Origin of the sequence: Succinatimonas hippei YIT 12066 (assembly GCF_000188195.1) — a bacterium.
GTDB lineage: Bacteria > Pseudomonadota > Gammaproteobacteria > Enterobacterales > Succinivibrionaceae > Succinatimonas > Succinatimonas hippei.
This window is the reverse complement of sequence record NZ_GL831035.1, coordinates 1-12,793: the sequence shown is the minus strand read 5'-3', so window position 1 is coordinate 12,793 and position 12,793 is coordinate 1. Positions and strand designations below refer to the sequence as shown.

The following is a 12,793-nucleotide window of genomic DNA, read 5'->3' as shown; positions in this document are numbered from 1 at the left end:
TATACTACATAAAAAATCAGGCGATCCGGGTTATCATGAACTAAAAAATTTAAGTCTAAATTTTTATTCGCCTTTAAGCGCCAAAAATTCTAACTAAAGATTTGCCTCTATCTTAATAATTGTGTCGGTTATAAAATCATCAACATGCTCCGGGATTTGATTAGTGATTGCCATATAAGCACGCTTTACCGCATGATAACCTTGTCTCTCCGGCTGCTGACATACGACAAAACGAATAATTCCCTGTTTAACCAGCTCTTTTGTGGTATAAACCTCATCAAAAGCAATGGCAAAAATTTTACGTTTGGGACGAGCAAGAATCGCCGCACCTACACCTTGAACTCCGGCTCCCGTTACATAAATACAATTTATTTGTTCGTTTCTATCAAGTGCATCCAAAGTAACACGCGTGGCTTTTATGTCTGAATCATAGCATTCAACAGTATCTATAATCTGATACTCAGCCTGCTGTCTGTCAAGTTCACTCTTAAATCCATCAATACGCTGATTATGTCCTAAAATCATCTTCGATCCGGTTACAATTAAAACCTTAAGCGGCTCTTTAGCGCACATAGCCAGCATTCCGCCGCATGTAGCTCCGGCTGTAAGATAATCAGATCCTACGTAACAAAGACAATCAGCCTTTTCTACATTAGTGTTTAAAAGAATAACAGGAAAATGTTTTGCATAAAGGTCACTTATTTTTTTTCTTAAAGCATCTATATTAAGAGTACTTATACACAAAGCCTTACAGCCTTTAAAAAGCAAATCATCTATAGCATTTAAATGCGTATTGAGATCAAAGCCCTCAACCTCTTTTAACACAACCTCAACGCCTAAATCTGCAAACTCATCCCGTGCTTGAAAAACACCATCAATTACCCCATCGAAAAAAGGATTTCCGATACTCGGCAACATAACACCTATTTTTATCGGAGTCTTGTAGGCCGCTAAAGCTCTTCCTGCCCTATTTGGGACATAACCTAACTCCTTAGCTAAACTTTTTATCTTAAGGACGATATCAGGCTTAACCCCGCCGCGATTATGCAATACCCGATCAACCGTTCCTCTTGAGACCCCGGCAGCTTGTGCTAAAGATTTAACGGTTACCTTCATAAAACATCCTTAATATAAAATTTATTGCACTATCCTCTTAAAAAGCAGACAGTTCAATAAACTCTAAAGGAGGATCCCCAATAAGGGATCCTCTTAATCACTCTATTAAGCAAAAGGATTTTCTGTCTTGTAAAGAACACCCTTAGGCTGGTTATAACCGATATCCTCAACACCTAAGATTGAGAATACGTCATAAAGTGCTTTACCGTAGTGACCGAAAGCAACGGCACCATGGTGCGGATAACGCTTAGCAACCAAAACGTGACGATAGAAACGTCCCATTTCATTGATAGCAAAAATACCGATACCGCCAAAAGATTTGGTTCCTACCGGCAATACTTCACCTTCTGCAATATAAGCCTGAAGCTTGGTATCAGGAGTAGTCTGCAGACGATAGAAAGTAATAGGACCTGCAGCAATATCACCTTCCAAAGTACCGCGAGTGAAATCAGGCTCGCCGGTCTCAAGCAAACGGTGCTGAATGATCTGATAATTGATCTTGCCGCACTGCAAATTATAATCAGTGCAGGTATTAAGCTTGCAGAACGGGGTATTACCGCAATGGAAGCCCATGAAAGTGTCGGTAAGCTTGTATTGAGGGAAACGCGGCTTAATATCATTCTCATACATATCGGCAGGAACTGAGTTGTTGATATCAAGCAAAGTCACTGCATCTTTGGTTACGCAGGCACCGATAAACTCTGACAGAGCACCGTAAATATCAACTTCGCAAGCTACAGGAATACCGCGGGAAGCTAAACGTGAGTTAACATAGCAAGGCTCAAAACCGAACTCCTCAGGGAATGCCGGCCAGCACTTATCAGCAAAGCAGACATACTTGCGTGAACCCAAATGATCACGAGCCCAATCAAGTAAGGTAATCTCAAATTGAGCCATACGCGGCAACATGTCAGGATAAGTATTACCCATGCCGAGCTCTTTTGCCATATCATCGGCAACTTCCTGAATTCTCGGATCGCCTGCGTGTTTCTTATAAGCAACCAAAAGATCAAGCTCAGAGTTTTCTTCGATCTCAACACCGATATCGTACAAAGCCTTAATCGGAGCATTGCAAGCAAAGAAATCCTGAGGACGAGGACCGAAAGAAATGATCTTAAGACCGGCAAGACCGATAAGAGCACGAGCAACCGGAATGTAGTCGCGAATCATTAATGCGATATCATCAGCAGTGCCGACCGGATATTCGGGAATAAAGGCCTTAAGCTTGCGCAAACCCAAGTTGTAAGAACAGTTAAGCATACCGCAATATGCATCACCGCGTCCGTCAATCAAATCATTGCCGGTTTCCTCTGCGGCAGAAACAAACATGCAAGGACCGTCAAAGAACTTGGCAATCAAAGTTTCAGGAGTCTCAGGACCGAAGTTGCCTAAGAACACGACTAAAGAGTTGCATCCGGCCTGCTTTGCAGCCTCAACGGCAGCAACAGCGTCTTTTTCGTTTTCAACTGTTACGGTAATTTCATGAATATCAATGTTGATTTTCTTGCAGGCATCAACAACTGCTTTACGGCGACGCTCGGATAAAGTACGGATAAAGCAGTCACGGGATACTGCAATAATACCTAACTTTGCGTCAGGAATATTGTTCATTTGCATGGATATTTTCTCCTATTAATAAGATAATCAGTCTAATTTTAAATTTGTTCCGACAACAACTCCAGTTGTTATTCCCAATTTTGCCTCAGGTGAAGCACTATGAGCCATCAACCACTTATTATTATGAGTCAGCATGCGGCTTTCTGCACATTCCTTTGGCAGAACCGGACGTTGAGTATTGGTATTTTTCGGCAAAACTACGCAGACACGGAACACATCACCGTCATCTGCATGACAAGGAGCGTAGTGCAGCGAAGTTTCATAGAATAGAACAGCAGTGCCTTTAGGAGCAAAGAAAATCTCTACGCTGTTGGTATCAACGATTCCGTCCTTAATTGCAGTAATAGGCGCAACCATGAAAATAGCGTCGGTTCCAGTGATATTAAGCTCGCTGTTGCGATGATACTCAAGGCAGTTTAAAACTCGATTATGCCCCGAGCAATAGCCCATCTCAATCTCAAGTCCGCCGAATACGCGGTTTTGTAAATCTTCTTTTAATTCCGGGATCTCGAGAATGGGTTCTGACGGAACATAGGCTACTGCATCAGACGGACAATTTACCTTTTCTAAAAGCTCATAAACCTTTTGCGTATCAACACCGCTTATGACCTTTCCAAAGCGCTCAAACTCTACTGAAAAAACGCTCTTATATTTTGGTACCGGTTCTCCGTCAAGCTGTTTTCTCAAAGTTGCAAGTTTGGCAAAAGAAGGTCTTAAGGCAGGATACAAAGAACCGTATAAAGCAAAAATTGCATCATAACGCTTAGTTTCACTGTCGCACGGAATGGCTTTATCCTCACCGCGGGATACAAACTTAGAGCATCCTTCCTCCACACTATTAAACATTCCGCAGGCAACTCCGGCTAGAATTGCGGCTCCCAATGCAGGACCTTCTTTGGACTTAATTGTGTCTACCTCACACTTTAGAATGTCTGCAAGCATCTGACGCCATACATTAGATCTGCCGCCTCCTCCGCAAGCAGTCAAAACCGAAGGGCAAATTCCCATTTCATGCAGAACTTCAAGATTATGACGCTGGGACAAAGTGATGCCTTCAAGAACTGCCCGCGTCAAATGCGCTTTAGTATGCCGTGCGCTCAAACCGAAAAACACGCCTCGAGCTTCAGGATCTAATACCGGCGATCTTTCTCCCATAAGATACGGAAGATAGATAAGTCCGTCGGATCCTGAGGGTATCTTGGCTGCTTCTGACGTCATCAAATCATAAACATCATTGCCTTTTGAGCTTTCCTCTTTATTTTCATAATAATAAAACTCATCACGCATCCAACGCAACGACAAACCTGCTGCCAAAGTGCAGGACATTGCTGTCCACGAATTAGGAACTGCAGCACAAAAAGTATGGACGCGGCCTAAAGGATCAATTGACGGTTTTGAAGTATGAGCAAAGACTACTCCTGAAGTGCCCAAGGTAACAAAAGCCTGTCCGTCGCGGCACACCCCAGTACCAATGGCTGCGGCGGCATTATCGCCTGCACCGCCGGCGACTATAGTACCCTCTGCAAGTCCGGTCAGTGCTGCTGCCTCTTTAGTAATCTTTCCGGCAACAGCTGAAGATTCAATAATCTCAGGAAGCAAAGCCGAATTAATATCTAATGCTTTTAATATTTCATCAGACCATACTCGGTTTTTAATATCAATAAGATTTGTTCCGGATGCGTCCGAAATTTCAATTGCTTTTTTACCGGTTAACTTAAAGCGTACATAATCTTTCGGCAACAAAAAGCATGAACATTTATCATAAATATCTTTTTCATGCTTTCTTACCCACAAAATCTTAGGAGCGGTAAATCCTGTCAGAGCCGGATTAGCATTTATCTCGATAAGACGATTTTTTCCAACAGCCTTAGTTATTTCGTCACATTCCTCACCGGTTCTTGAATCACACCATAAAATTGCTTTGCGTAAAACTTTATCTTCTTTATCAAGCATGACAAGACCGTGCATCTGTCCTGCTATAGATAAAGCTTTAATATCAACAGGATTTACCTTGCTTTCAGCAACAACTTGCTTAACGGTATTGACCGCAGCATTGTACCAATCATCAGGATCCTGCTCTGCCCACCCGTTTTTAGGCTGATACATAGGATATTCAATTGTTTTGGACGCAACAGCTTTACCATTTTCATCAAAAAGCACTGTTTTTGTCCCGGACGTGCCAAGATCTATTCCTAATAAATATTTCATATGGATAACCTTACCTTTTAACTTCAAGTTATGCCTTTACACGCTTCTTTGACAAAACGTCAATAACCACGGCAAGCAGCAGGACCATGCCTTTTACTGTCTTCTGCCAGTTCGCATCGATGCCTAAAATAGACATACCGTTATTCAGTACTCCCATAAATACTGCACCGATTACGGCACCGCCAACGGTACCGACACCGCCGTATGCCGAAGCACCGCCGATAAAGCATGCTCCGATTGCATCAAGCTCATATCCGTTACCTTCAGTAGGAGCTGCTGAATTAAAACGGGCCACACAAACCAATGCTGCTACTGCAGAAAGAAAGCCCATGTTCACGTAAGTTAAAAATAACATGAAATTAGTGTTTACGCCTGATAACTTAGCGGCCTTTTCATTGCCGCCCAAGGCATAAAGTCTGCGCCCGCTTACAGTGTTATTGGCTACAAAAGAATAGAACATAACAATAGCGGCAAGCAAAATGAGAATTACCGGAATACCTTTATTGTTGGCAAGCAGCAGTCCTGAGCCTAATAAAGCAACCAGGACAATAACAATCTTAAAAATGAATGAAGTAAAAGGCTCAACTTCATAATGCTTTTTAATCTTATTAAAACGACTGTACAAAACGGCAATAATATAGCCTGCGCACAAAATCAAAGTGATGATTAAAGTAAGACCGAAAGCATCAGCTCTGCTTTTAGGAATAAAAGAAGTAAAGTAACGTAAATATTCCGGCGGGAACGGAGAAATAGTCAAACCGTCAAGAACAAGCAAAGCCATACCGCGAAACAGCATCATACCCGCTAAGGTTACGATAAAAGCAGGAATTCTTACATATGCAATCCAAAAGCCTTGCCACGCGCCGATTAAAACACCGACAATAAGACAAGTTGCTATAGCAAGATAAATATTGCTTTCCCAATTGACCATCATTACGCCGGCAATAGCTCCGACCAATGCTACAATCGAGCCTACCGACAAGTCGACGTTACCGCATCCGATGATACAGAACAGCATACCGACAGCAAGAATAATAACGTAGCTGTTTTGAGAAATAATGTTTGTAAAGTTTGACGGTGAAAACATTGAACCGTGATTGGTTGCGCGGATCGTGATTTCAAACAGTACCATAACAACAACTAAAGCTATTAACAGCGAGTTGCGTTTTAAAATATCAAATATCTGGCTCATATCTTTATTCCCGATTACTTTTTAGCCGAAGAACGCAAAATTGCGGACATAATACTTTCCTGTGAAGCTTCGCTCTTGGGCATCTGCGCAACGATCTTTCCTTCGTTCATCACGTAAATGCGGTCGCACATGCCTAAAATTTCAGGAAGCTCGGAAGAAATCATCAAAACAGCTTTACCTTTTGCGACAAGTTCATTAATGATGCAGTAAATCTCATATTTAGCTCCGACATCAATACCGCGAGTCGGCTCATCCAATATAAGAATGTCCGGATCTGCAAACATCCATTTTGCAAGCAAAACCTTTTGCTGATTACCGCCGGATAAATTTCCGACATTCTGATAAACGGAAGAACATTTTGTCCTTAACTGTTTACGATAATCTTCAGCAACGATAACCTCTTTATCCTTATCGAGAATATTGTGATTTGATACCTTCTCAAGGCGTGCCAAGGTAGTATTAATAGAAATCGGTGAAGACAGCAGCAAACCGTCACCTTTACGATCTTCAGTAACATAAGCTACCCCGTTATTAATGCCGTCTTGTACGCTGTTTAAATGAACTTCCTTTCCGTTAATGAAAATCTGTCCTGAAATATTAACGCCATACGATTTACCGAAAACACTCTTAGCCAGTTCAGTACGACCTGCGCCCATCAAGCCAGATAATCCGACTACTTCGCCTTTTTTAATCTCAATATTTACGTTATCACAGACTTTACGCTCACGATTTAAGGGGTGATAAACGGTCCAATTTTTAATTTCCATCAAAACTTCATCAGACGGTTTTGTATCACGTTTGGGGAAACGGTCAGTAAGAGCACGTCCTACCATTCCCTGAATAATTCTGTCTTCTGAGACATCATGATTTGAGTTATCCAAAGTCTCAATTGTCGAACCGTCACGAATAACGGTAATACTATTGGCGATATACGAAATTTCGTTTAATTTATGAGAAATAATGATTGATGTCATTCCCTGATCACGGAATTTTGCTATCAGATCAAGCAATGCCTTTGAATCAGTTTCATTTAAAGAAGCCGTAGGCTCGTCTAAAATTAAAAGCCGACAATTTTTTGAAATGGCCTTGGCAATTTCAACCAGCTGCTGCTTTCCTACACCTATATCTTTAATTAAAGTACGCGGATCTTCATGCAAACCGACCATATTTAAAAGTTCTTTTGCACGCTGATAGGTCTTGGACCAATCAACTACATTTTTTGAAGATCCTGCAGTGATTTCATTACCTAAAAATAAATTTTCAGCAATCGACAAAAAAGGTACTAAGGCAAGCTCTTGATGAATAATCACGATACCTTTTGCTTCACTATGCTTGATATCGCTGAATTTACAAATTTCACCGTCATAGACTATCTCACCTTCATAAGATCCGTAAGGATAAATTCCGGACAAGACATTCATCAAAGTAGATTTACCAGCACCGTTCTCACCGACTAAAGCATGCACTTCTCCTTGTTCTACCTCAAGGTTAACGTTTGATAATGCAGTAACTTTACCAAAACGCTTAGTGATGTTTTTCATCTGCAGGAGAATACCGTTTTTAGCCATCAAAACATCCTCTGTCGTCAGCAATAGGTGGTGTGTTTTAGCATTAAAAATAAGTCTTATACTGATTTATCAATTCATTAAATAAAAGCAGTATCCAGATTTGCTTAAATAAGGCGGAGATGTTTCTCCGCCTTGGTTGCTATGAAATTAACTAGATTTCGTCTTCTGTGTAATAGCCGGAATCAACAAGCAAAGTTTTATAGTTATCCTTAGTTGCTGCAACAGGTTCGCACAAGAAAGAAGGAATTACACCGGTGCCGTTATTGTAAGTAGTAGTGTCATTAACCTCTACTTCCTTGCCTGCAACAATGGCATCAACCATCTTTACAACTTGGCTTGCCAAAGTACGGGTATCTTTAAATACAGACATGGACTGATAGCCGCGTTTAATATTCTTGACAGCAGGCTTATCGCAGTCCTGACCGGTAATAACCGGTATATTGGTATTGTCATAACCTGCAGCAAGCAAAGCATTAGTAACACCGTTTGCAAGAGCATCATTTTGCGTCAAAACGGCGGCAAGCGGAGTATCTTCAGGGCCGTAACCTACTGAAGAAATAAGGTTCTCCATACGTTTTTGAGCTTCTTCAAGATTCCAGTTTAAAGTAGCGCATTGTTCTTTTTCGGTCTGTCCTGATTTAACAACCAATTTACCGCTATCGATATACGGCTTTAAAATTTCCATAGCTCCGCCCCAGAAAAAGTTGACGTTGTTGTCATCAGTAGGGCCGGTAAATAATTCAATATTAAGAGGATCTTTTGCTTCATCAAGCTTTAAAGCGTCGGCAATAAACTGACCCTGCAAACGACCTACTTTGGTGTTGTCGAAAGTAGCATAGTAAGAGACGGCGTCTGAATTCATAATCAGGCGATCGTATGCAATAACGGGAATATTCTTTTCTTTTGCGCCTTTTAATACTTCAGTTAGTGCAGAACCATCAATTGATGCAATAACGATTACGTCATCACCGTTTGCAATCATGTTTTCAATCTGATTTACCTGAGTAGGAATATCATTGTCTCCGGCATACTGAAGATCAACTTCATGACCTGATTTTTCAAGCATCGCTTTCATGTTTGAGCCGTCTTGATTCCATCTTTGCAATGACTGTGTCGGCATTGAAACACCTATCTTTGCAGCCTGAGCGGTACCGGCAAATGCAAGAGAGGCAACGACAGCACAAAACATAGTGCTTAAACTGGTCTTAACTTTCATAACAACTCCTCATTTTGTCTTAAGCTCGTGCTTATGTGCACGTGCACGGATATATATTAAAATTATTTTCACCAAAAAGCGTTACTTTTATTCAATACCGTGATCTATGCTTAAAAATTTGCTATAAACGTGATAAATACCGTATCTTAGATAAATCACAACATGCTTTTTTTTATAAATAAACAACAATTTAGATGCTGTAGATATATTATTTACATACTATGCACATATTAGAACAAGTGCACTTCGCAAACGTTTACAAACCCTAAAACCGATAAATAAAGCTTTATTATTAAGACGTAAAGTTAATTTTTAATACTTTAAAGCACGAACTAAATTTTATATGCGTTCAATTAGAGTAAAACTTTTATTAACTAATAATCATTAACTTTAATTAAACGCATTTACCATTCGTCATCATCCCACTGTTTTTTCACTGCAGATTTGCCTTCATATTTTGTAAGCAGGCTATGCTTTTCTAAAGCGCGTTTTTCAAGAACGCGCTTTAACTCTCCTTTTTCCAGTCTTTTTTGCTCTTTTAAAGCGGTATACACCGTTCCTACAACAAATAATAAAGGAACGGCAATAATTATATAAATCCACATTTATTTGTTAAGCATACCTTCTAAAGCTTCATAACTGCTTATTGCTCCGCGGATCTCTTTGCCGTCAAGCAGCATAAAAGGTACGCCTGTGACACCGAAAATCTTTCCATATTTAAAATTCTCGGCAATAAGAGAACCGACATCCTTTTCTTTAGCTAAAACGGAAAGCTCATCAAAATCAGCACCAACCTCTTTTACAGCGTTTTTAATATAATCAAGAGAATCTATTTTCTTAGTTTCAGCCATAAGCTTATCGTGATAAGCAAAGTATTGCTCTTTATCTTTTATAAATAAGGCTTCTGCTATTGTGGTTGCCTGAATACTTGTAGGAGATAAAATCGGGAACTCAATATAAATAACCTGCAACTCAGGATGTTCCTGCGCCAATTTTTCGGTTAAAGGTCTGATTTTCTTACAATAACCGCAATTATAATCAAAGAACTCGATTAAATAATGCTTGGGATTAGCGCCGCCTCCGCGACGAGGCAGATTTTTATTAGCAATTATCTCTTTTACGGTAGCATCAAACTGCAATCGTGCGGCTTCCTTTTGCTGCTGTTCCAAAGTCTTCGCAACTTCCACCAAAATTTGCGGATTATTCATCAAATAATCATGCACAATCTTTTCAATCTCCTGCTTTTGCTCGGAAGAAAAAGAAGAAGCGACAGAGTCTGCTGCAAAAACCGACAGAGATAAAGCTAAACAAGACGAGAGCACCAAGCTTTTAAACAACATATAAATCCTTATTTTTTAAAAGGCAGTCTTTTTTTAAGACCCAACTTAAATAAAATATAAGAGAACACTACAGCAAAAAACATATTTAAAGCAAGCGGAATCATCGACATTTCTCCCATAATTCCAACCAAAGGCGAAAATAATGCACCGAATATAAAAATAAGGACTCCGAAAATTCCCGATGCCGCACCGGCTCCGCCTTTTCTTGAGCCCATAGCAAGACCGAACCCCGCAGTCTGAGAAGAGCCAATCATTGCCACGTAAAATAAAATTGCAGCTAAAGCCGGGACCGGTGTCTGTGGATTTATAAAAGCAATAACAAGCATAACAATGCTTGAAATAAACATTACGGCAAGAGACAAAAAGACCACTTTAACATCACCGATACGCGTAGATAATCTGCCGGCAAGCTGTGCCGCCAATGTGATAGCCACAGCATTAACTGCAAAAATCACCGAATAACCGACAGCAGAAAAACCGTAAATATTTTGTACAACAAAAGGAGATGCCGCCAAATATGAGAAAAAACCTCCCATGATAAATGCCATAGACAAAGTAATAAATAAAAAACGTAAATTCCTCAACTCTTTTAACATTCCGGTAATAGACTTAACAACCTTAGGCTCGCGTTTGTCTTTTGGCAAAGTATCAGGAATTTTAAATACCGACAGCAAAACTAAAATAAGACCGACAATTACTAAAGCGCCGAAAATCCCGCGCCATGAGAAAAATACTATGACAGCACTTCCCAAAATAGGCCCCAGAATAGGAGCTAAAGAATTTACCGTCATAATAAGCGCCATAAATTTGGTTAACTCAGTTCCCGAAAACAAATCACAAGCCATAGATCGAGAAAGAACTACACCGCCGGCACCGGAAAAACCTTGAAAAAAGCGCAAAAACACCATTGTCATCACGTCATTTGCGGTGGCACATAAAGCAGATGTAATCACAAATACAACTAAAGAGACAAGAAGCGGAATTTTTCGCCCGAATGTGTCGGAAAGCGGACCTACAAATATCTGCCCTAAGGCCAAGCCTAAAAAGCATGAAGTTAATGATAACTGAATCGTAGAAGCATCAGTTTGAAAATCTGCTGTTATTGCAGGAAGTGCCGGTAAATAAATATCGGTGCAAATAGGACCGAATGCAGTAAGCACTCCTAAAGTAAAAATATAAACAATTTTATCAAAAGACATCTTATTCATTTTTCTACCTAAAAAATATATTGCGTTGCAATTTTATTAATGCTAGTGATGATTTTCCAAACAAAATACAAACAAATGAATCTATCCAATAAAAAAGGCCTTCGCTTTTAATAGCAGAAGGCCTTTTTTGACAAAACTAAAAATTAATTGCCGCCAGCCAAACGTCTGTAAACTTCCGATTCATTATCAAGTACGATTAGTCTTTGCTCAGGAGGTAATGCAGCATCTGCTTTAGTAAGACGCAGCCACTGAAGAACATAAAATAACAGAGCCCTTCTGCACGGATAACATACAGTACCGTTTTCTTCCATTCCGTAATCAAACTCAACAACTCGGCGAGCAGATTCTGGAAGATCAGGATTTGCTTTTAATATAAGATCAATAAATTCATTCCATTCTTTATCATCTTCAGCAGAAGTCCCTACTTCCCTGAATCCGTTACCTAAGGGATCAGGGAAACGATCATCCGGAGCCAAAATCTCAGGAATAGCACAATGTACAATTCGGGATAAAACATAATCACGAAACCCATGGTGATCATAGCAATATGCACGCACGTGCCAGCGTAATCCGTCAAAAGCAAGTCCGTGAGGTGCAACCAAATGATCAGCCGGATTTATCGTCTTTAATGAACGGTAGGCAATATGAACAGCTTTATGAGTTCTGATGGCATTAACTATATTAAATAAAACTTCGGAATTAATGTTTCGCTGCGGAGGACAAAAAGTCGCTAAAGCCACATTGGGTATAAACCCGAAAAAATTACGGCTTTGGTTTAAATCGCCTTGAGCATAATTTAAAAGATCATTTAAATAAGATTGCGGTGAGCAAACATTAGGAAAAAGAGGTTTGAAGTCATCAGTTCTGACATAAACCTTAGAATGCCTGTCATATTTAAGATTTGTCCTGGGAGGATCAGAGTTCTCAACCATTTCTTGGTACTTAGATAAGTCCAATGAGGCCTGAGGTACAGAAATGGAAAAGAAATCGACTAAGTCCTTACGATTTATTCTTCCGTCACAACTTAAACGGAAGTCGATAAATTCAAGACGACGTGCTTGATTCCACTTATTATAAGAACGATTATCTTTTTCTATATTGCTGTCATTTTCTTTAATATTACGGTTCATTCTTAATCCAAACTTAAGTAAGCAATCTTAAGACAAAGAATTTATGCCGAAGCACACAGGTATAAAACATAATTATTTTATACGTATTTTAATCACGCAGTATAGCATAATAATTTAATTGATTTTATAAAAAATTATATTGATAATCATATAAAAATTATATATATGTAAACATAAAATTTCTCTAAACCTTTTTTT

General features: G+C 39.7%; 10 protein-coding genes. All 10 read right to left on the bottom strand.

Annotation, left to right across the window (positions count from 1 at the left end; all coding sequences use genetic code 11):
• Positions 1–93 precede the first annotated feature (93 nt).
• Positions 94–1,116: a LacI family DNA-binding transcriptional regulator gene (locus HMPREF9444_RS07235; RefSeq protein WP_009143754.1), complete on the bottom strand. Its 1,023-nt coding sequence runs from the start codon at positions 1,114–1,116 to the stop codon at positions 94–96.
• A 105-nt stretch (positions 1,117–1,221) separates the two neighbouring features.
• The gene (locus tag HMPREF9444_RS07230) at positions 1,222–2,733 is read right to left on the bottom strand and encodes an L-fucose/L-arabinose isomerase family protein (RefSeq protein WP_009143753.1); all 1,512 of its coding nucleotides are present in this window, start codon (positions 2,731–2,733) and stop codon (positions 1,222–1,224) included.
• Between the two features lie 27 nt (positions 2,734–2,760).
• Complete coding sequence (xylB, locus tag HMPREF9444_RS07225) at positions 2,761–4,941, bottom strand: xylulokinase (RefSeq protein ID WP_009143752.1); 2,181 nt, start codon at positions 4,939–4,941, stop codon at positions 2,761–2,763.
• Between the two features lie 28 nt (positions 4,942–4,969).
• Positions 4,970–6,133 (bottom strand): multiple monosaccharide ABC transporter permease, encoded by a 1,164-nt coding sequence (gene mmsB, locus HMPREF9444_RS07220; RefSeq protein ID WP_009143751.1) that lies wholly within the window; start codon positions 6,131–6,133, stop codon positions 4,970–4,972.
• Positions 6,134–6,147: 14 nt separating this feature from the next.
• Positions 6,148–7,701, bottom strand: coding sequence for a multiple monosaccharide ABC transporter ATP-binding protein (gene mmsA, locus HMPREF9444_RS07215; RefSeq protein ID WP_009143750.1), 1,554 nt, complete (start codon positions 7,699–7,701; stop codon positions 6,148–6,150).
• A 151-nt stretch (positions 7,702–7,852) separates the two neighbouring features.
• The gene (gene chvE, locus HMPREF9444_RS07210; protein ID WP_009143749.1) at positions 7,853–8,917 is read right to left on the bottom strand and encodes a multiple monosaccharide ABC transporter substrate-binding protein; all 1,065 of its coding nucleotides are present in this window, start codon (positions 8,915–8,917) and stop codon (positions 7,853–7,855) included.
• Positions 8,918–9,321: 404 nt separating this feature from the next.
• Complete coding sequence (locus tag HMPREF9444_RS07205) at positions 9,322–9,522, bottom strand: hypothetical protein (RefSeq protein WP_009143747.1); 201 nt, start codon at positions 9,520–9,522, stop codon at positions 9,322–9,324.
• Positions 9,523–10,257, bottom strand: coding sequence for a DsbA family protein (locus tag HMPREF9444_RS07200; protein ID WP_009143746.1), 735 nt, complete (start codon positions 10,255–10,257; stop codon positions 9,523–9,525).
• Between the two features lie 8 nt (positions 10,258–10,265).
• Positions 10,266–11,465 (bottom strand): multidrug effflux MFS transporter, encoded by a 1,200-nt coding sequence (locus tag HMPREF9444_RS07195; protein WP_009143745.1) that lies wholly within the window; start codon positions 11,463–11,465, stop codon positions 10,266–10,268.
• 143 nt (positions 11,466–11,608) lie between these two features.
• Complete coding sequence (locus HMPREF9444_RS07190; RefSeq protein ID WP_009143744.1) at positions 11,609–12,595, bottom strand: BrxR family helix-turn-helix transcriptional regulator; 987 nt, start codon at positions 12,593–12,595, stop codon at positions 11,609–11,611.
• Positions 12,596–12,793 lie beyond the last annotated feature (198 nt).